The organism is Bacillus sp. EB106-06-01-XG163 (assembly GCF_058791615.1).
Genome location: NZ_JBYTDS010000011.1, coordinates 33266 through 52627, shown reverse-complemented (window position 1 = coordinate 52627; position 19362 = coordinate 33266). Strand labels below are relative to the sequence as shown.

General features: G+C 47.4%; 20 protein-coding genes. 6 read left to right on the top strand and 14 right to left on the bottom strand.

Features of this window, described 5'->3' with window-relative positions:
- Window positions 1–921, top strand: a complete 921-nt coding sequence (locus AC3WTF_RS13640; protein WP_007407659.1) for an ATP-binding cassette domain-containing protein — start codon at window positions 1–3, stop codon at window positions 919–921.
- Window positions 918–1871 carry an ABC transporter permease gene (locus tag AC3WTF_RS13635; RefSeq protein WP_042635574.1) on the top strand — a complete coding sequence of 318 codons (954 nt, stop codon included), beginning with the start codon at window positions 918–920 and terminating at the stop codon, window positions 1869–1871. Before AC3WTF_RS13640 ends, AC3WTF_RS13635 begins: the two co-directional genes overlap by 4 nt.
- Here AC3WTF_RS13635 and AC3WTF_RS13630 read toward each other — a convergent pair.
- The 6 genes from AC3WTF_RS13630 to cysL form a co-directional block, all read right to left on the bottom strand.
- A complete protein-coding gene (locus tag AC3WTF_RS13630) occupies window positions 1861–2697 on the bottom strand; it encodes a hypothetical protein (RefSeq protein ID WP_106079903.1) in 837 nt (278 codons plus the stop codon). The genes AC3WTF_RS13635 and AC3WTF_RS13630 overlap by 11 nt on opposite strands.
- Window positions 2688–3485, bottom strand: a complete 798-nt coding sequence (locus AC3WTF_RS13625) for a hypothetical protein (RefSeq protein ID WP_106079902.1) — start codon at window positions 3483–3485, stop codon at window positions 2688–2690. The genes AC3WTF_RS13630 and AC3WTF_RS13625 overlap by 10 nt, the downstream gene beginning before the upstream one ends.
- Entirely contained in the window at window positions 3454–4377 is a 924-nt protein-coding gene (locus AC3WTF_RS13620) for a DUF6895 family protein (RefSeq protein ID WP_015240789.1), read from the bottom strand. Before AC3WTF_RS13620 ends, AC3WTF_RS13625 begins: the two co-directional genes overlap by 32 nt.
- A gap of 48 nt (window positions 4378–4425) precedes the next feature.
- A complete protein-coding gene (locus AC3WTF_RS13615; protein WP_003151018.1) occupies window positions 4426–4605 on the bottom strand; it encodes a hypothetical protein in 180 nt (59 codons plus the stop codon).
- A gap of 153 nt (window positions 4606–4758) precedes the next feature.
- Window positions 4759–5622: an octanoyl-[GcvH]:protein N-octanoyltransferase gene (gene lipL / locus AC3WTF_RS13610; protein WP_042635578.1), complete on the bottom strand. Its 864-nt coding sequence runs from the start codon at window positions 5620–5622 to the stop codon at window positions 4759–4761.
- A gap of 46 nt (window positions 5623–5668) precedes the next feature.
- The gene (gene cysL / locus AC3WTF_RS13605; RefSeq protein ID WP_007407666.1) at window positions 5669–6568 is read right to left on the bottom strand and encodes a cysJI operon transcriptional regulator CysL; all 900 of its coding nucleotides are present in this window, start codon (window positions 6566–6568) and stop codon (window positions 5669–5671) included.
- Window positions 6569–6683: 115 nt separating this feature from the next.
- Here cysL and AC3WTF_RS13600 point away from each other — a divergent pair, with 115 nt between their 5' ends.
- On the top strand, window positions 6684–7661 hold the full coding sequence (locus AC3WTF_RS13600) for a YeiH family protein (RefSeq protein ID WP_015240790.1): 978 nt from the start codon (window positions 6684–6686) through the stop codon (window positions 7659–7661).
- Window positions 7662–7698: 37 nt separating this feature from the next.
- Here AC3WTF_RS13600 and pta read toward each other — a convergent pair whose 3' ends face one another.
- Window positions 7699–8670: a phosphate acetyltransferase gene (pta, locus tag AC3WTF_RS13595; protein WP_003151012.1), complete on the bottom strand. Its 972-nt coding sequence runs from the start codon at window positions 8668–8670 to the stop codon at window positions 7699–7701.
- A gap of 261 nt (window positions 8671–8931) precedes the next feature.
- Here pta and hemQ point away from each other — a divergent pair, with 261 nt between their 5' ends.
- Both hemQ and bacG read left to right on the top strand, forming a co-directional pair.
- Window positions 8932–9696 (top strand): hydrogen peroxide-dependent heme synthase, encoded by a 765-nt coding sequence (gene hemQ / locus AC3WTF_RS13590; protein WP_003151011.1) that lies wholly within the window; start codon window positions 8932–8934, stop codon window positions 9694–9696.
- 118 nt (window positions 9697–9814) lie between these two features.
- On the top strand, window positions 9815–10594 hold the full coding sequence (gene bacG, locus AC3WTF_RS13585; protein WP_007407669.1) for an NADPH-dependent reductase BacG: 780 nt from the start codon (window positions 9815–9817) through the stop codon (window positions 10592–10594).
- A gap of 16 nt (window positions 10595–10610) precedes the next feature.
- Here the strand turns inward: bacG and bacF are convergent, their stop codons facing one another.
- The 7 genes from bacF to AC3WTF_RS13550 form a co-directional block, all read right to left on the bottom strand.
- Window positions 10611–11810, bottom strand: coding sequence for a transaminase BacF (bacF, locus tag AC3WTF_RS13580; RefSeq protein ID WP_007407670.1), 1200 nt, complete (start codon window positions 11808–11810; stop codon window positions 10611–10613).
- Between the two features lie 12 nt (window positions 11811–11822).
- On the bottom strand, window positions 11823–13004 hold the full coding sequence (gene bacE / locus AC3WTF_RS13575; RefSeq protein ID WP_007407671.1) for a bacilysin exporter BacE: 1182 nt from the start codon (window positions 13002–13004) through the stop codon (window positions 11823–11825).
- A complete protein-coding gene (gene bacD, locus AC3WTF_RS13570) occupies window positions 13001–14419 on the bottom strand; it encodes an alanine--anticapsin ligase (protein ID WP_007407672.1) in 1419 nt (472 codons plus the stop codon). The genes bacE and bacD overlap by 4 nt, the downstream gene beginning before the upstream one ends.
- A 17-nt stretch (window positions 14420–14436) precedes the next feature.
- Entirely contained in the window at window positions 14437–15198 is a 762-nt protein-coding gene (bacC, locus tag AC3WTF_RS13565; RefSeq protein WP_007407673.1) for a dihydroanticapsin 7-dehydrogenase, read from the bottom strand.
- The gene (bacB, locus tag AC3WTF_RS13560) at window positions 15195–15905 is read right to left on the bottom strand and encodes a 3-((4R)-4-hydroxycyclohexa-1,5-dien-1-yl)-2-oxopropanoate isomerase (RefSeq protein WP_003151000.1); all 711 of its coding nucleotides are present in this window, start codon (window positions 15903–15905) and stop codon (window positions 15195–15197) included. The genes bacC and bacB overlap by 4 nt, the downstream gene beginning before the upstream one ends.
- Window positions 15895–16509, bottom strand: coding sequence for a bacilysin biosynthesis protein BacA (locus AC3WTF_RS13555; protein WP_015418458.1), 615 nt, complete (start codon window positions 16507–16509; stop codon window positions 15895–15897). Before AC3WTF_RS13555 ends, bacB begins: the two co-directional genes overlap by 11 nt.
- A 161-nt stretch (window positions 16510–16670) precedes the next feature.
- Window positions 16671–17909, bottom strand: coding sequence for an MFS transporter (locus tag AC3WTF_RS13550; protein WP_007407675.1), 1239 nt, complete (start codon window positions 17907–17909; stop codon window positions 16671–16673).
- A 222-nt stretch (window positions 17910–18131) separates the two neighbouring features.
- Here AC3WTF_RS13550 and AC3WTF_RS13545 point away from each other — a divergent pair, with 222 nt between their 5' ends.
- Window positions 18132–19334 carry a multidrug effflux MFS transporter gene (locus tag AC3WTF_RS13545; protein WP_007407676.1) on the top strand — a complete coding sequence of 401 codons (1203 nt, stop codon included), beginning with the start codon at window positions 18132–18134 and terminating at the stop codon, window positions 19332–19334.
- Window positions 19335–19362 lie beyond the last annotated feature (28 nt).

The window sequence follows — 19362 nt, the reverse complement described above, 5'->3', positions numbered from 1 at the left end:
ATGACTGAACCAGCCCTGATATTAAAAGATGTCTCTAAAACAATCAATCATACCCCTATTGTACAGTCAATTTCTTTCGATGTGAGAAAAGGCGAGATTTTCGGCCTTTTAGGGCCGAACGGCTCAGGAAAAACCACTATTTTCAGAATGATCGTACAGCTTATTAAAAAAACAGAAGGAGCCATTTCATTCAGAGGCAGACCGGACAGCGACTTTGAATATTTTATGAGACATATCGGGGTTATCATTGAAGGCCCGGATATGTATCCGAATATGACCGCTTTACAAAACCTAAAATATTTTACTAAACTGCGCAGCACCTCGCTGCGAACGGATGACCTTATGAATACCCTTGCAAAAGTCGGGCTAGAGCAGGCTGCCCGCAAAAAAGTGAAACATTTCTCATTAGGCATGAAACAGCGCTTGGGGCTCGCTTATTCTCTTCTTCACAATCCCGGATTATTAATTCTGGATGAACCGATGAACGGCCTCGATCCTAAAGGAATGAAAGAATTGCGCACCATTCTTTCCGATTTATCGAAGCAAGGGGTTTCCATTTTATTATCAAGCCATTTATTGTCGGAAATGGAGGAGATTTGCGACAGGGTTGCCTATATTAAAAAGGGACGGATTTTAGGAATTGAAGACATGAAGAACAGACATGACCTTGGTCAGAAAAAGCTGTTTACCGTCACGGTCGATCATCCGGCAAGGGCGAAAGAAATATTAGAGCAGGACGGTATTCTTCAAGTACAGCAAAAAGACAGCCGCATCATTGAATTGGAAGCGGAAGAAGATACCATCCCGTATGTCATTAAATCTTTGGCAGAGAAAGAGATTCTGATTTCCCGCGTTTCTGCAAGAACTTTGTCATTGGAAGAGAAATACATGATGATTACAGATCAGGAGGACGCGGTATGAGCATATTTCATCTGGCGCAGAACGAATTCATAAAAATAACCCGAAAAAAAGGCACACTTTTATCTCTTTTTTTCCTGTTTCTCATCGTTTTGCTGGCCGGCCTTATTATGAATCATGAGTTAGATGCTTCCTCGGATAACAATTGGAAAGAACGGCTTCTCGCCGAAAAAAAACAGGAAGAAATTGATAAACCGGCTGAAACGACAGGCGTTTATTATTCTGCTGATGTTAAGAATAAAGACTATTATTTGGAGCATAACATCAACCCTTATGAATGGAACGGCTGGAGGTTTTTCGGCACGGTTACTTCAAACGGGCTTGAGATTTTCGTCAGCTTGACCGCGATTTTAACCGTCAGCGGGGTTGTTTCTAAAGAGTTTGCCCTTGGGACGATTAAGTTTATCGCTACAAGCCCGAACCGAAGATGGCGGATTTTAACATCGAAATTTCTGGCCTCTCTTCTGTTTACCGGCATGGTTTACTTATTTTACTGTGTGAGCTGTTTGCTGATCGGCGGCGTGTTATTCGGTTTTTCCAATGCTTCATATCCGCTCGTCTATACTCATTTAAATGACAGTCTGTATACCATCAGTTCAATCAAAGCATCCGGAATCATTCTGCTTTTGCGTTTCATATCAATTATAAGCATTGTCACCATTGCGTTCACTTTGTCAGTATTGTGCAAAAGCCAGGCGCTCTCCCTTTGCTTATCCATTTTACTGCTGTTTGCCGGCAGTATATTGGGCGGAACTGATTTGCTTGCCCAATTTACGTGGTATAAATTTACGCTCTTTCCGCATTTAAATCTCGTTGCTTATGTAAATAAAAGCGCGGGTGATGCGATTTCAACGTTAAACATCCCCTATTCCGTGACGGTTATAGCGATCTACTTTCTTATTTGTTTATTGATTTCTTTTTCCGTCTTTCAAAAGAGAGACATTACAGCATAGACAGAGAGGCGGCGGCATAATGAGCGGACGGCAGGAAATATTGACGGTCCAGCAATTTGCCGCTGACCGCCCCTTGGTCCATCGCTAATGGATTCAAATAACCGAAGCTCCCGCTGCTTCGCTGCTGAAAGCGTAGAAATTCCCGCCCTTCCCGTATAAAAAGCGCCTCATCGAATCGGAGAAATTTCATAATGGCTGTGTATTTTGCAACGGCGTCAATGTGATACTTTCTGCACTCGGCTAACATTAAACCTGAAAAAGCAAAGTCTGATGTTTTGTACCATTCCGTGAGAAAAGGCTGCAATTCTTTCATTTGCAAATAAGTGACGGCATAAAGGGCATCCGCCTGTTCTTCCTGCATGCCGCCCGGTGCCATGAGCAAATCGGCCTCACGTTTCATCCCGGTTTCTAAGAACACGATCAGTTCTTCCGGAGTCACCGCCCCAAAATAAGCTCCTAACACCATGAGGATCATAGAGGACGGCTCTGATTTCAGTTCCTCTTGTAAACCGCGGACCATTTGTTCAAGTCCGTTATGAAAAAAGATGCTTTTTGCGGCATCTATCCTGCGGTACACATGATACGCATACGCGAACAGGACCGGATGGCATTCGTGCGTTTTTTCTCCAAAATAACGATCTAGGAATAGAATGACTTCTTCTGTATCCTTTCTTTTTTCAAAGTGATGACATGCCGCTAAACCGCAAAACAGGTGCATGAGATCATCTGCTTCTATTTCTTCCGGCTGCAGCTGAATGTTCTTCCAAAAACCCAGCAGCCATTCTTCTGTTTTTTTTATATTAAAATGTTCTTCGACTATCTGCATGTTCCACACTCCAGATTCAGAATCTCAATCGCCGGCAGAAGAGCCGGAGCACAATGAATGGATGGACTCTCGCTATTTATATGATGAAGAGCCGCTTGACAGCCATAAAAAAATGGATCGATACACGATTGGATAAATAACATATTGCACAGCTGTTTCATTTTTCGGCTGCCGAGACAAAACACAAGCCATTTTTGAATAGACACCTTCAAGCCGGGATGAAGCAGATGCTCTCCCTCATTCAAATGAAGAAGACAGTACTCGACAAACTCCAGCTCGTTTTCAGCTGTTCTTTTCCATGCGTCATGGAGCAAAGGCTGAAACATCGAATTCTTGTAAAAGCGCACTTTTTCATGGTCAGTTGACATTCCCAGCTCGCTCAGCAAACCGACGAATTCGGCGTATTTAAAATAAGGCCATTCTTTTTTTATAAGATAGCCGTTTTGCAATCCGTGACGTATGACCTGATCATCCGAATCCATTCCCTGCTTCTTTTTATAAGCTTTTGCCGTTAAATAGATATGAATCAACTCATTGACAATGGCCGTGTTACAGTGAAACAGATCTTCCCAGCATGACTTATCAACGAAAGCGGAGGCAATCCTTTCAGTATGTTCTTTTACAGCGGAAGAATGGCTCGTCTTCCTGTAGTACTTGCAGAAGCCGGCAAACAGCTGAATGCTCTTTTGATCCGGAAGCGATTGTTCAGCAAAAGATAATAAAAATTGATCTGTCTCTTCAGCTAATCTATTCAAGTTAATCGTTCCTTTCTGCTCTAAGACAGGCATGCGCGGCACCAGCGGCGACAAGTGTTGTATGATAGCAATGTTTGAACACATCTTCTCTTCGCTGTTCACCTGTCAAACCGGGTTTATGTTGATAGGTGATGCTCGGGACATTCCCCTCTTTCATTCGGCCCTGATAGATTTTATTCCAGGCTGCTTCATAGAGCGGTTTATGGTTGTCCTTATCCATGTTGATATGTAAAAAAGAGCTGCACATCAATAATTCACTGGTAATATCTAAATTCTCAAGACAGATATAGATCCCGAGAAATTTCAGGACCTTTTCTTTTAAGGACGGCAGATGATACTCTTTATCCGTAAGCGAAGAACATCCCATGTCTGTTATATAAAAAATCGTATGAGTGATGCTGTACGCATCATGATCCGTCATATATGTATTTGGGATATCCTGACCAGCTGCTGTGTAGTGATATAAGTCAGAAAAATCCGTTATTTCCGAGGTTACGCCTGCTCTTTGCAGACTGTACTTCAGATCCATTTTCCGAAAGGGAACTTTAGCAAGGCTGCAATCAAAACGCGCTGCCGTGAATTTTTCCAGCTCCCATATCACCGAAGCCCGTGACGGATGATCAGTCAAGGTAAGAAATTCACCCGCAATAGCCAATCCGGCGAGACCGTCCGGATCAAAATGAATAAATTCTTCAAGCTGATCATTACGGAGCCTTTCTGTAATAAACTCCGTTAAAACAGCAACTTCCTTATCATCTGCCTGATTTCTGATCAGGTAATTGGTAAGAAAAATGAGTTCTATAAATGTTTTAAGGCGCCATCTGAAATCATTCGCTACTTTATGATTCATATCAAAATAATGGATATTTTTAACAATCCATGACAGTGCTCCCCGCTTAATTTCTCTTATATACTCTTGTGTCAAACTCTCACCGCCTCGTCTCAGATGTGTAGGCTCCAAACAGTGATTATCCTACTTTTGAGCGGCTAAATCAGAGAAATTCAAATTCGGGTTTTGATTGTCTTCTTGGCTCGGCACTACAAGCACCCAGCCGCTCCAAGCGAAAGAATTGCCTGATTGTTCCGCATCTCCGGCTAACAAATGTGTCGGGATCGTGATTCTTTTTTCTTCTTTTATTTTTTTAAAGTTCATATCTCCATCTCCTTTAGTTTATAGAATTATTTGGAACCTACATAAATATATTAATCAAATAAGGTATATAATGTAAACTAGTTTTCATATAACACTTCTTTTTTCACTATAACTAAATAGTATATAATTACCAAAAACAAAAAAAGCCCGGACTTAGTCCAAGCTTTCCTGCGTGCCGAACACCTTCTCATTCCGTTCCAGCATTCGGGTCAGATTTTTTTCAAATACCATTTCCTCTTCCGGCGATAATCCGGCTGCATACAGGCGTCCGCTGAGTTCCTTCAGTTCAGTCAAAAGCGCCAGCATTAAGTCCTGCACGGTAATGTCCGTTTGCAGCAATTCGCTTAATGAAGCCATCGTTTCGGGCCGGATATCGGGATATACGCCTTTTGTATCGTTGCTTTTGTCTTTTAAAGCGGCTTGATAGAAACGTCTGATCAGATCGGCGCGTTCGCTTCCGCTTTTATCGGCGCAGAGGTAAATCTGAACCGCGGTTCCGCCCCGCAGGCGTCTTTGTGAAATTCCCGCGAATTTTCGGCCGCCGATGCTGAGATCATAGCTGCCCGGACAGTACGATCCTTTAATTTCATATGCTTCAATTTCGGCATGGTGCGGACGCAGCATCCGCCGCACCAGCTCTGTCATCGCCTCGTAGCCTCTGTCGATGTCGATGCCTTTTTTCTCGTTTTCAAAAATAAGGGAGATATTCAATACGCCTTCGTCCAGTACGACGGCGAGGCCTCCGGAATTGCGGACAATGACACGATAGCCTTCGTCCTCCAGCAATTTCACGCCGTCCTCTAAAAACGGCAGGCGCGTGTCCTGAATGCCGAGCACGATCGTCCGGTGGTGCACCCAAGAGCGTGCCGTCGCAGGCGATTCCCCTTTGCCTACGGAGGCGCACAGCGTATCATCCATTGCGAATGACTGCTTCGCATCAAAATAAGGGCCGAGGCTGGATTGGTCAATGATTCTCCAGCTCGGCTGCATCAGTAAATCAATCGGTTGCTTTCCCATCTATTTTAAATCCCTTTCGTCATAGGCTTTCCATGCATTTATTATATCACTCCGCTTGTGATGATTGAAATTGGCTTTTCAATAGAGCGATGAAGATTTCTTTGTTTTTTGTGTTCTCCATAATGGAAGATTGGATGATAGACAGTTTCCGTTTTAAGGAGAATCCTTTTATCTCAAGCACGGAAATGCTGCCGTGAAGCAGATCCTTTTGCAGCACGCTTTTTGACAGTACGGAAAGACCCATTCCGCTGATCACGGCTTCCTTGACGCCCTGGTTGCTGCTGATCGTCATCATGGATTTCGGCCGCAGTCCGTTTGATTGAAGGACGTGGTCTAAATATTCCCTCGTTCCCGAACCCTTCTCCCTCGTCACCCACGCTTGATTTTGCAATTCAGCAGCCGGGATGTTTTTTCTGCCGGCGAGCGGGTGTCCGTTCGGTGCGGCAATGCACAATTCATCCTCCATAAACGGCTGAATGTCGAGCTCGTTTTTCCCCGTATGCCCTTCAATTAATCCGATATCGGCTTGAAGCATCCGAACCGCTTCGCTGACCTCCTCCGTGTTTCCGATCATGACGTCCAGGTTCAGCTCGGGATACTCGTTATGAAGCTTTGCGAGAAGCGGCGGCAGAATATATTCGCCGATGGTAAAGCTCGCGGCGATTTTGAGCTTCCCTTTGACATAATGATGATGGGCGTAAATTTCGGATTTCGCCTGTTCGTACAAAAAGACCATCTGCTTGGCGCGCTGATAGAGAATGTCCCCCGTCGGCGTAGTCGTAAAGTGCTTCGGAGAGCGGTTCAGCAAGGCGGTTTGAAATTCTTTCTCCAGGTTTTTAATGTGAAGGCTGACGCTCGGCTGAGAAATCATCAGCTTCTGCGCCGCCTTTGTAAAGTTTTTTTCTTCCACGACGGCAATGAATGTTTTCAGTTCCCCATAATACAAAAAGCATCGCCCCTAATCATTATTTTTCCTAATCGTTTAGATCATATAAATATATTTTACTAATGATTAAGACCGCAGTAAAGTGGAGTTATCAAGATAATGGGAAGTGACTGAGATGAAGATGGTAAAAGGTGTTTCAGTTACCGCAGGAATTGCGTTTGCGGCTTTCTATGTCAGCCGCCTGCCGTTTTTGCAAATGCTCGGAATGCTTGTCCTTGCAATGCTGATCGGCATGCTCTGGCGCGCCGTATTCGGACAGCGGGCGGCATTAGAGCCGGGGATCGCGTTCTCAAGCAAATACTTGCTGAAAGCAGGCATCATCCTGCTTGGCATGAGACTGAATCTGGCGGATATCTATCATGCGGGCTGGCACGTATTTGCAATTGCCGTCTGCTGTATGATGTTTGCGGGTGCCGTTGTATACGGACTGTCCCGGCTGTTCCGTATAGATCAGACACTCAGCACGCTGACAGCCTGCGGCACAGCGATCTGCGGGGCGGCTGCCATTGCCGCGATCGCGCCGCAGATCAGATCAAATGAAAATGCAGCCGCCATCAGCGCGGCCGCCGTTTCGTTATTAGGAACCGTTTTTACTGTTGTATATTCTCTTGCTTATCATGGATTGGGCTTTTCTCCTGCGGCTTACGGAGCCTTTTGCGGGGCAACGCTTCACGAGGTGGCGCATGCGGCGGCGGCCGGCAGCGCCGGAGGAAAAGCAGCCGTCGAGATGGCGGTGATCGTCAAACTGACCCGGGTCGCGCTGCTCGTCCCGGCCGCATTCATGCTCGGAATGCGGGCGCGCCGCAGCGGAAAGTCAAAGACGGCTTCTGCCGCTTCGCTCCCCATCCCTTGGTTTATCTTCGGATTTCTCGGAATGAGCGCCATCCATACATCAGGCGTTATTTCAGCCTCGTTTTCCGCGTTTCTTGTTCAAGTGTCTTATGTTTTAATCGGCATGGCGATGGCGGGTCTCGGTTTGAAAGTCCATATATCGGCGTTTCGTCATAACGGCTGGCGGGCGCTCGCAGCAGGCTTGATCGGTTCTCTCTGTTTGTCCCTGTTCGGCTGGGCCGCAGTGACGTTCTTTCTATAAAAAAATGCCGGCCCTCGTAAAGGCCGGCTTTTGCGGATTACAGCGCTTGAGCAGCCGTAATTAACGCAAGATTGTAGACGTCTTCCGCATTACATCCTCTGGAAAGATCGTTTACAGGCATATTTAATCCTTGCAGAATCGGTCCGACCGCTTCAAAGCCGCCTAAGCGCTGAGCGATTTTGTAGCCGATGTTTCCTGCTTCAAGGCTTGGGAATACAAATACATTCGCGTCTCCTTTAATGTCGGAGTCCGGCGCTTTTTTCTCCGCGACAGACGGCACAAATGCAGCGTCGAATTGGAATTCGCCGTCAAGCGTAAGCTCAGGCGCTTTTTCCTTCGCAATTTTCACCGCTTCAGCCACTTTGTCCGTCTCGTCTGATTTCGCCGATCCTTTTGTAGAGAAGCTGAGCATGGCAACGCGCGGGTCAATGTCAAACATTTGAGCCGTATTGGCGCTTTCAATGGCGATTTCGGCAAGGTCCTGGCTGTCAGGAGCAATGTTGATCGCGCAATCAGCGAACACATACTGCTCGTCACCGCGGGCCATGATGAAGACGCCTGATGTTTTTTTCACGCCTTCTTTTGTTTTGATGATTTGCAGTGCAGGGCGCACCGTATCAGCAGTAGAATGTGCAGCTCCGCTGACAAGTCCGTCTGCGAGACCTTTGTACACAAGCATCGTGCCGAAATAGTTTTCGTCCAGCAAAGCTTTGCGGGCCTGTTCTTCCGTCGCTTTGCCTTTGCGGCGTTCTACGAAAGCCTGAACGAGTTCTTCCATGCCTTCATATGTATGCGGGTCAAAAATGTCCACGCCGTCAAGCGTAAGATTTAATTCTTTCGCTTTTGCTTGAATGTCTTCTTTATTGCCGACTACGATCGGCTTTAATACCTTGTTGCCCGCCAAGTTGTTGACCGCAACCAGGATACGTTCGTCCAACCCTTCAGGAAATACGATTTTCACATCTTTTCCTGCGACTTTTTCTTGTACTTTTGTAAATAAATCTGCCACGAAATACCCTCCTCTATGTTGACAAAAAACGCTTACTTTTACAGCATACTCTTCTTCCAGCTAAATTCAAATAACCAACTTCTATTATAGCGCTTTCAAAAAGAAATCTTATTTTTCTAACTAATTTAATTGACCGTTTGTTCACGGCATAGTTTCTGACACAAGGCTTCGGATTATTCAAGGTTTCTCCACAGCCGAAACGGTTAAACTGTGATATAGTGAAGGCATCAATGTAATGAAAAGATATAGGAGTGAAGATACATGAGTGAGCAGCAAAAAACGAACGAAGCCGCCCAAACGCTTGACGGCTGGTACGCGCTTCACGATTTCCGCACAATGGACTGGACGTCATGGAAGATGTTATCCAGCGATGAGCGCCTGTCGATTATTCACGAATTTACGGGACTGCTTGAAAAATGGGGTGTCGCCCAAAAAGAAGGCAAAGGCTCGCAAACCATCTACAGCATCGTCGGACAGAAAGCTGATTTTATGCTGATGATTCTTCGCCCGACAATGGAAGAGCTGAACGAAATCGAGCTTGAATTTAACAAATCAAAGCTTGCTGAATTTACAATCCCGGCTTATTCTTACGTGTCCGTGGTTGAGCTGAGCAACTACCTCGCAAGCGGAGAAGGCGATCCGTATGAAAATCCGCATGTCCGCGCCCGCCTGTATCCTGAGCTGCCCGAAGCGAAATACGTCTGCTTCTATCCGATGGATAAAAGAAGAAGCGGCAATGACAACTGGTACATGCTTTCTATGGATGAACGCAGAAACCTGATGAGAAGCCACGGCTTGATCGGACGGAGCTATGCCGGCAAAGTCAAACAGATTATCACGGGATCTGTCGGTTTTGACGATTACGAATGGGGCGTTACGCTCTTCAGCGATGATGTGCTTCAGTTCAAAAAACTTGTTTATGAAATGCGCTTTGACGAAGTCAGCGCGCGCTACGGCGAATTTGGTTCATTTTTTGTCGGAAACCGCTTGTCTCTCGACACGCTTCCGAAGTTTTTGCACGTGTAACACCCACCCGCCTGTCCGGCGGGTTTTTATTTGTCGGAATTTAAATAAAATTTGCTATTTTTATCATTTTTTTTTACGATGTAAAGGAGATTCCATTTTGGTAAAGGGGTGCAGACAGTTGTCAAAACGAACCGCGTTTATTATGGGAGCCAGTCAGGGGATCGGCAAAGCGATCGCTCTGAAACTGGCGGACAATGGCTTTCATACCGTCATTAATTCACGAGTTCCCGAAAATATCGAATCGGTAAAAGAAGAGATCCTCGCCAAACATCCGGATGCGGGCGTCACCGTTCTGGCCGGGGATATGTCGGACCAGAAGACAAGAGCCGGCATTTTTGAAGAGATCAGATCACAATGCGGACGGCTTGATGTATTGATCAACAACATTCCGGGCGGCTCGCCGGATACCTTTGAAAACTGCGATATAGAGGATATGACAAATACCTTTACGAATAAAACGATCGCCTATATCGACTCTATGAAGACGGCCGCAGCAATCATGAAACAGCACGAATTCGGCAGAATCATTAATATCGTCGGAAACCTATGGAAAGAACCCGGCGCCAATATGTTTACCAACAGCATGATGAACGCCGCTTTAATTAATGCCAGCAAAAACATCGCCATTCAGCTTGCGCCTTTTCACATTACTGTCAACTGTCTGAATCCCGGGTTTATCGCCACAGACCGTTATCACCAATTCGTGAAGAATGTCATGAAGCAAAACGGCATTTCTAAAGCGGAAGCGGAAGAACGGATTGCCTCAGGCGTCCCGATGAAGCGTGTCGGAACTGCGGAAGAAACCGCGGCGCTGGCTGCCTTTCTTGCCTCTGAAGAAGCCTCCTATATTACCGGACAGCAAGTATCAGCCGACGGCGGCAGCATGAAAAGCATATAATAAAAACATCCCGCTCTCAGCGGGATGTTTCTTGTAATGAAGGAAAGGACAAACCGAGCTTTTGAATCCGCAGCACGAATTCCCTCAAATCGCCCTGCTTGGCCACCATTGATATTCTGACATAACGCTTTCCGCCGCTGCCGAAAATCTCGCCGGGCGTCACGACAACATGGGCATGCTCCAGCAGATAGTCCGAAAACTGGTGTGAAGACTCGAATTCATTCGGAATTTCAGCCCATACATAAAAAGTCCCTTTCGATTTTTCAATGCTCCAGCCTAATTCCTTTTCACATAACACCGTGAAAAAGTCAATCCGTTCTTTATATGTGCGCTTCAGACGCTCGGTATGCTCAGGATTTCCTGACAGCGCCGCCGCTGCCGCCTGCTGAAGACCGCCGAACATGCCGACGAAGACGTGATCCTGAAACTCATTGACCGCCTGAATGATTTTCTCATTCCCCACGGCAAATGCCATTCTCCAGCCTGCCATATTGAAGGTTTTCGAAAATGAATAAAGCTCCGCGCCGACCGTTTTCGCTTCTTTCGCCTGAAGAAAGCTGGCCGGGTTCTGATCAAATTCGAACGCGCCGTATGCAAAATCGTGAATAAGGTGGATGTCATGTTTTTTTGCAAACGCTGCCGCTTTTTCATAAAACGCCTGATCCGCAGTCGCGCCCGTCGGGTTATTCGGGTAATTCAAAAACATCAGCTTGGCTTTTTTCAGGACGGCGGGATCAATCCGCTCAAAATCCGGCAGATAGCCGTTTTCCGGATGAAGCGGCATCTCATGCAGCTCCGCTCTGGCCATTGTAATGCCCGATAAATACTCAGGGTAGCCGGGGTTCGGGACTAAGGCGATATCGCCGGGATTCAGCAGGCATTGCGTCAAAACGTACAAACCAGCTTTCCCTCCGCCGAACAGCGCGACTTCTGTCTCCGGATTGACCGATACCCCGTACTCTCTCTCATAAAATTCCGCGATGGCTTCTTTCAGAAACGGATAGCCTCTGAACGGGCCGTATCCGTGATACGAAGGATTCAGCGCAGCCTCCCGCAATGTTTCAACGATATGCGGCGGTGTGGGGAGATCGGGATTCCCCTGCCCGAGATTAATGATCTGGGCTCCCGTTTTCTCCATCTCTTTTACCTTTTGAAAAACGAGCGAAAATTCCTGTTTCGGAAGTGTCTTGATGACGTCGGACGGTATGATTTCCATCTGAAAGGCTCCTTATAAATGAATTTGCTCTGATTCGTTATTCCGTTCTGAAAAGGATTTATTGACCAGTTTTGTATGCAGAAACAGCCCGCTGACCAAAAGGACGATAAACGCCATGATGACTGCCGCGTCTACAATGTTGATCAGCATGGAACCGACGGCGATGCACAATCCGATGGAGGCCTCCGCCACCGAAAAAATCCGGCCCTGAATCTGGTTCGCCGCGTTCTCCTGAACTTTGACCTTCGCCAGCACTTCACCGTATTCCATTGCGATAAAGAAAAGAATAGCGGCAATGACTGACACGGCGAAAATCGGGGTAAACAAAAACAGCGCAAGCGAGACGATCGATAACACTGTAAAATACATCAGCCCTTTATTGTTGTTAAAGCCCCATTTGCTGACAAGAGCGGCGCCGATAAAGCCGCCGAAGCCGATGCAGAACGTCAGGATGAAATTGCCGATTTCCCCGTCGCCTAAAAAGCGGCTGACAATCGGGAAATAGCTGTAGACGACACCCCACAAAAGCGCCATCGTAATCATCGTGAACATGGCGTTTAACACAAAAGCATTTGTTTTGATTTCCTTCAGGCCTTCTTTAAACGACTGAAAAGCTTCCCTTACGTTTTCTGACTGAATCGGCACGTATTGAAGCTTAATGCGGCTGATGAAAAACGCGGAGACAAGATAGGTCACCCCGTTAAACGCGACGGCAAGCTCCACAGAACCGCCTAACAGAAAAAGTCCGCCGGCTGCAGCGCCGACAATAATCGAAATCGTCGTGGCTTTTGCAAACAAAGTGTTGATATTTTTAATATCCGCTTCTAAAGACGACATGACCGCGAGACGTGCCGGGTTAAAAAACACGCCGCTTCCGTAAGAAACAAACAGCAGCGCCAGAAAAAGCAGCGGATATTCGCCTTTCGGGAGAAATGTCAGCCCCAAAAAGATGACGCCTCTGATCACATCCGTCCACAGCATGATTTTCACCCTGTCGAGCCGGTCCACGAGCACGCCTAAAAACGGCTGAAACACCATCGGAATACTGCGGACCGCGATGACGCCGGACGTCACCCAGTAGTCGTGATAGTATGTAGACAAAATGAGCAGGGCCGGGAGAACGCAATAGTCTCCCATAAACGAAAGCGCCTGCCCGAAAAGCAAATACTTAGAGTTCGGTTTCAGCTGTTTCATACCGGTAACGCATACTTTGCAGTCAGCTTCGCCTGCTGCTGAATTTGTTTGATTGATTCGGCCACGTCACCCGAATTGCTTCCTTTCAGCTCGAACGCCGCAATGCTGTTGAACGCTTCGAACAGCCGCAGATCCACAGATGTACCCGCCTCGGCCGCCGAGAAAGAAACGATTTCGGTGTCTCCCTTTAAGACGCCGTCGGGAATGTCAATGCTTTCAATGACGAAATCGACAGCCGTCTCAGGCAGCTGGCCGTTTTCTTTGAAATGCTGAGGATACAAGTGGCAGTCGGCGACATAGCATGGCTCCTGCTCCAATAATCCTTTCGGCAGATCGGCTTCTTTTCCGAAACAGAGAACATCCAATAACAGCTGCGCCATATCGACGCCGAAGACCTTTTTAATATTCGGAATCATGTTCCAGCCCGCAAATCGTGCCGCTGATTCAATCAGTCCGGCTTCCCGGTTTTTCATTAATTTAATCTCTGTATGTGTTGCGCAGTTTTCGAGGCCGAGTCCTTCATTCGCCTTTTTGGCTGCTTCGACGATTTTCCGCTTCGCGTCATCATCCAGGATGGACGGCGTAATATGCGATGTCTCCGTGAATCCGATTTGCGGTGTTTTATCATGAATTGCGACAGGGAAGTATTCTCCGTCGGCCATGATGCCTTCTATGCTGATATAGTCGGAATAACCGCTTGTTTCGTACCAGTCGTCATACTCGCCCTGCAAAAATTCTTCCGCGATAAACGGCGCTTCAAACGTGACCGCTTTCGGTACGTTAATCGACTTCAGGTATTCATTGACTCTGTTAAATTCGGCTTCTGCCGTTTCCCTCTCTTTGATGAGCGTCACGCCGATGGAGCTCGCCAGATATGTAGGCTTTAGAATGAGCGGCGTTCCGATTTCCTGAAGCGCGGCGCGGAAATCTTCCAGCGTCGTCACCCGTTTGTTTTTGATAGACTTGACGCCGGCCCGGTTGAAAGCGGCTCTCATTTTGTTTTTATCTCTGGCATTTTCAGCGGCCTGTACGCCCGCTCCCCGCAGGCCGAGACGTTCACACGCTTTTGCCATCGGAGCGATAAACAGTTCATTGTTGGTCGTAATGGCGTCAACCGCGAACATGCCGGCCACCTTGACGATTTCTTCGACTACTTCTTCCTCAGGTTTGTCATGATCTTCATGAGCCCAGTAAATCGAATCGGGATGCTCAAAATCAGCCAGACTCTTAAAATAGTCTTTATCTTTTATGACCGCGACCGAGTATTTTTCAATTAATGCCGCATGAGAGGCTGTAATTGCAAAAGGTCTTGGAATAAAGCTGACGAGGTTGTATTTTTCGGCTGCGCTTTTGTAAAACATATGCGGCGGGCATCCCCCAAGGTCAGCGATAACCAATACTGTTTTTCTCTCCATATGTAAACACTCCTTCTCTATTGTGCGGTGTATCCACCGTCTGCGGTGATCGCGCTTCCGGTCATATAGCTTGATAAATCCGACGCGAGAAACAGCATGACGTTCGCTATTTCTTCAGGCTTGCCGAGTCTCAGCAGCGGATTGACTTTCGCTTTTTCTTTTTTGATTTCTTCAAGCGTGCCTTCGTTGTTTTCAAGGAACGACTTTTCATTCAAAGGTGTGTCAATGATTCCCGGGCACACGCAATTGACGCGGATGTTGTGTTTGGCGTAATCGACGGCCATCGAACGCGTCAGCTGCAATACGCCGCCTTTAGATGCGTTATATGCGGGAATGTCGGGCCATGCAACGACTCCTCCGACGGAGCACGTGTTAATGATATTGCCCTTGCCGCTTTTGAGCATATACTTGAGCGCGTGCTTGCTCATAAGAAACATGCCCGTCAGATTGACGTTGAGCACCTTGTTCCAATCGCTCAGCTCCATCTCATGAATCGGGGCGACAATTTCGATGCCGGCGTTATTGATTAACACGTCCAATCCGCCGAACTTGTCCGCCGCTGACCGGATGGCGTTTTGACATGCCGGCTCATCTGTAATATCCGTCTGCACAAAATGCAGCCTGTCATTGTTTTCTTTCCTGATCATCGCTTCTCCCTGCGCCTCATCAATATCCGCGACGACCACATTCGCCTGCTGATTCAGAAACGCCTGAACCGCGGCATAACCGATGCCTGATGCGCCCCCTGTGATGAGGACAGTTTTATCCGTCAGGTTCATGACTCTTTCGCCTCTAATTTTTTCGCTTTTGCTCTGTTATAGCGCGGAGGGAAAAAGATATTGACTGATTTTGAATCTTTTTCAAATCTGTTGATGGCGCCGTGATCTTCTCTCGGATCGCAGAAATAAGCTGTGCCGAATGTCATATCCACTTTGCAGCCTTCAATGGTCATATCATAGCCGCCGCCGATGCAGATGCCGATCTGTTCATTGCGGTGTTTATGGAACGGCATTTCTCCCCCGTTGCCCGGAATGTTGGCAAGCATGATTTCCACCCAGTCTTCCACGAAGAACGTGACTTCCATACCGGGCAATAAGTCTCTCGTTTTAAAAATATTCAAAAAATAATCTTCAGGGCTTGTGTAGGTTTCACCGGCTTTCAGGCGTTTAATATCAATGGCGATCACTTCTTGATCCGTCTCATTTCTTGCGCCGTGAGGCACATTAGGAGGCGCGATATAGGCTGATTCCAGCGCTGTCATCTTTCTTGTGACATCTCCGACAGTCATGGACAGCTCGCCGGAAACGACAAGGCCGATTTGGACTTCCTTATGCTGATGCGGTTCCACGTTTGTATGCGGCGGAACGTAAGAAAGCAGAACTTCCGTATCTCCTCTGACGGACGAATATTGTCTTACTCCGTTATCCCATTCTATTAATTTAGGCGTCGGGAAATAAAGTTCCTGCAAATCTTGTTCAGTTTTCATCATGAATCTCTCCTTTTCCGAATAATGACCAGCTCATGGGAATGCTTTTAAATGTTTTGACAAAGTGAAGGCCGTACTTTTGCCTGGCCAGCTCATTTGTCAGCGCGATGTCGGACAAACCGTCCTTCACTCTTTTCGCGGCTGCGCTCGTTGAGTTCACCAGATCAAACGTGACATCTTTACGGGTAAAATACTTAATCAAATTGATAGGAGACGGGTGGGATACGATGACAGTCTGATCAAGCATGTCATCCGTATATTCAAAACCGGGCCGGACAGCCAGGCCGTACATCGGGGTGTCGCACCTGAAAATTTGCAGAAGCTGCAGATCCGGTCTCATGTAGAAGTGCTTAATGCCGTCATACGCGTGAGGCACAATTGTGTATTCCAGCGGACTTTGAAGCGTTTTTTCAATGCACGATTCAAATGTATCATGCAGTGATAATTTACTGTTCACCCCTTGGAGAAGGGTAAAATTGGTGATGAAGTTTTTTGCTGCGTACTCACTGCTTGTCCCTTCAGGACCGAGCGTGTTGATCGTAATCAGTTTAGATATTGAATAAGCCTTGCTTTTCGTTTGAATGCTATTATCCAATATAATCATGAGCACCAACCAATCTGTTAAATTTTAAGTAAATATTATCCATAGACGTTCAAGCTGTCAATATTATTTGAAAATATTGATAATTATTCCTATATATTAGAAAACACCCTATGAAATAGGGTGCTAAAAATTAACATTTACAAAATTATAGAAACTTTATTTTACCGATACAATGATTGGTCGGCCTGATGCTCATATTTCCCATACCTTCTGTATGCGAAAACGCTGAGGACAAAGCCGATGAGGGTGACGGCCGCACAGATAAATCCAACAGCTGCATATCCGTATCCGACATAGACCGGACCCATGACAGCAGAACCCAAGGTGACGGCCAAATTGGACGCCAGGCTGTAAAATGCCATGATTTTGCCCCGGCGGCTCTGTGAGCAATCACTTAAAATGGTGCTGAGCAAGGTCACCGTCAGGCTTTGCATCAATCCCCAGACGAATAACCCGATGACCAAAAACGGCATTGATGACGGCGCATAGGCGAGACAGGAAAGCCATATGCTGATCACGGCCAATGCCGCGATCAAAGAGCGCATTTTCCCCGCCTTATCTGCGATTTTTCCGGTGAACACGCTCATGGAAAAACCGATTCCATACACCATGATCAGCAGCCCTGAAGCTGTATTCCCCCCCGGCAGCACGCGGTGAAGATAGGTGCCGAGAAAGGAATACATGCCGTAAAAACCGATCATGTTGCAAAAAGTGATCGTGAGGTATACAGGGACACGGGGCACCTTCAGCGCATCCCGGAAAGTGCCTGCCTGCCGTCCGTTTTCCTCTTCTGTTTTATCCCCATCCGCCGTGCTGCGGCGCGCCTCAATGAAAATGAGCGAAGCAACGAGGACAGACATGAGGGCGAAAATCCAAAACGTCCACCGCCAATTTAAAACGCCGCCGATAAAAGAGCCGATCGGAACGCCGAAAATCAAAGCGAGCGACCAGCTTGACACGATCAGGCCCATCACCTTGCCGCGGTACGCATAAGGCACACGGTCGCCGACCACCGCATAAGCTGTCGGCACAAACGCACCCGCCGCAAGCCCGGAAAGCGCCCTGCCCAGAAAGAAGAAAAAGAGATTGTGCGCCAACGCGCAGATCACCGTGCCGGCCGTAAATATAAGCAGCCCCGTCATCAGGCTGAGTTCCCGGGAATATTTATCTCCCAGCGGAACGAGAAGCGGCGCGCCGATAAAAATCATCACTCCGTAAATACTGATGGAAAGCGCCAGCACACTGACATCCGAGCTGAAAGCCCGCGCTAAATCCGGAAGCAGCGGAGAAATCACCAGCTCTTCAGAACCGGCGGCAAATACGCCTAATGTCAAAGCAAGCGCGAGACAGATCGGAAATCGGCGTTTCGTTTCGATGTGATCGGTTTGTTTGCTGTTCATGCTCTTTGAACACCTCTTCCGTAAAACTTTTCTACCTTTTGTTGTTTTATAGTTTAGCATCCTTATGTTTCATTTTACATTTCACATGAAAACTAATTCTGTTTTTTTATTTACATTCAGATTTTAAATAAAATATTTAGTTTGTATTCAATAAATGATATAAAATACGCCGTCCGGTTATGCTATAGTGATAGAATCATTTGTTAAGGTGGGGGTCATGGAATGAATAACACTGATTCAAAGGCCGCCCGCGCAGGCCTCGGCATGGTACTGATTCTCGGAACGCTCGCTTCATTCGGGCCGCTTTCGCTCGATATGTATCTGCCCGCTTTGCCTGAAGTGGCGGCCGATCTTCATACGACAGCGTCACTTGCGCAGCTGAGCCTGACGTTTTGTCTTTTGGGGCTGGCGGTCGGGCAGATCGTTGTCGGGCCGCTCAGTGATATGATCGGGCGCCGGAAGCCGCTCATTCTGTCATTGCTGCTTTATACGCTGTCTTCTTTATTATGCGCCTTCAGCCCTTCTGTTTCGTTTTTAATTGTCATGAGGTTTATTCAAGGATTCACCGGGGCGGCCGGAATCGTCATCGCACGGGCTTCCGCACGCGATATGTATTCCGGAAAAGAATTGACGGCTTTTTTCTCATTACTGATGCTCGTCAATGGGGCGGCGCCGATTTTAGCGCCGATTACAGGGGGATTTATCCTTCAGTTCGCCGGCTGGAAAATCGTATTTGTCGTGCTGGCGGTGATCGGCTGTATCATTTCTGCCGCCGTGCTTACGGCGTTGCCTGAATCACTCCCGCCGGAAAAGCGGACAAGCGGCGGACTCCGGGAGACGCTGATGACGTTTCGGGGCCTGCTTGGCGACCGGATGTTTATGGGATTTGCGCTCAGCCAGGCATTTGTGATGACCGGCATGTTCGCATATATTGCCGGGTCGCCGTTTGTACTGCAAAACATCTACGGCGTATCGGCGCAAATGTTCAGCCTGCTGTTCGCCGTAAACGGTGCGGGAATCATATGCGCAACCCAAATCACCGGACGGATGGCCAAAACACATGATGAACGGAAGCTGTTTGTCTCCGGGCTGTTGATCGCCGTCATCGGAAGCATCGCTTTGCTTTTATCACTTGCGTTTGGTTTAGGCCTGACGGCGGTCTGCATTTCATTATTCATCATTGTTTCTTCTGTCGGGATCGTCACGACGACGGGATTTTCTCTGGCTATGCAGAAACAGGAGAAAGGCGCGGGAAGCGCTGCAGCTCTTCTCGGACTCCTGCCCTTTATCGGCGGTGCGGCTGCCGCTCCCCTGGTCGGTATTGCCGGAGAAGAAAATGCCTGGCCGATGGCCGTCAGCATTTTCGGTTTTGAGTTCTTTGCCGTTCTATCCTATGTCCTGTCGGCCAAACGAAAAACAAAGTAAAGCCCGCCGCTTTTTGCGGAGGGCTTTT

Excerpts from the sequence above, each read along its gene's own strand:
- AC3WTF_RS13635 (WP_042635574.1), top strand. The coding sequence starts at position 918 with ATGAGCATATTTCATCTGGCGCAGAACGAATTCATAAAAATAACCCGA.
- AC3WTF_RS13555 (WP_015418458.1), bottom strand. The coding sequence starts at position 16,509 with ATGATTATATTGGATAATAGCATTCAAACGAAAAGCAAGGCTTATTCA.
- AC3WTF_RS13615 (WP_003151018.1), bottom strand. The coding sequence starts at position 4,605 with ATGAACTTTAAAAAAATAAAAGAAGAAAAAAGAATCACGATCCCGACA.
- lipL (WP_042635578.1), bottom strand. The coding sequence starts at position 5,622 with ATGGGAAAGCAACCGATTGATTTACTGATGCAGCCGAGCTGGAGAATC.
- AC3WTF_RS13545 (WP_007407676.1), top strand. The coding sequence starts at position 18,132 with ATGAATAACACTGATTCAAAGGCCGCCCGCGCAGGCCTCGGCATGGTA.
- AC3WTF_RS13640 (WP_007407659.1), top strand. The coding sequence starts at position 1 with ATGACTGAACCAGCCCTGATATTAAAAGATGTCTCTAAAACAATCAAT.
- AC3WTF_RS13625 (WP_106079902.1), bottom strand. The coding sequence starts at position 3,485 with ATGCCTGTCTTAGAGCAGAAAGGAACGATTAACTTGAATAGATTAGCT.
- bacC (WP_007407673.1), bottom strand. The coding sequence starts at position 15,198 with ATGAACCTGACGGATAAAACTGTCCTCATCACAGGGGGCGCATCAGGC.
- bacD (WP_007407672.1), bottom strand. The coding sequence starts at position 14,419 with ATGGAGAGAAAAACAGTATTGGTTATCGCTGACCTTGGGGGATGCCCG.
- bacB (WP_003151000.1), bottom strand. The coding sequence starts at position 15,905 with ATGAAAACTGAACAAGATTTGCAGGAACTTTATTTCCCGACGCCTAAA.
- AC3WTF_RS13600 (WP_015240790.1), top strand. The coding sequence starts at position 6,684 with ATGAAGATGGTAAAAGGTGTTTCAGTTACCGCAGGAATTGCGTTTGCG.
- AC3WTF_RS13550 (WP_007407675.1), bottom strand. The coding sequence starts at position 17,909 with ATGAACAGCAAACAAACCGATCACATCGAAACGAAACGCCGATTTCCG.
- bacE (WP_007407671.1), bottom strand. The coding sequence starts at position 13,004 with ATGAAACAGCTGAAACCGAACTCTAAGTATTTGCTTTTCGGGCAGGCG.
- hemQ (WP_003151011.1), top strand. The coding sequence starts at position 8,932 with ATGAGTGAGCAGCAAAAAACGAACGAAGCCGCCCAAACGCTTGACGGC.
- bacF (WP_007407670.1), bottom strand. The coding sequence starts at position 11,810 with ATGGAAATCATACCGTCCGACGTCATCAAGACACTTCCGAAACAGGAA.
- AC3WTF_RS13630 (WP_106079903.1), bottom strand. The coding sequence starts at position 2,697 with ATGCAGATAGTCGAAGAACATTTTAATATAAAAAAAACAGAAGAATGG.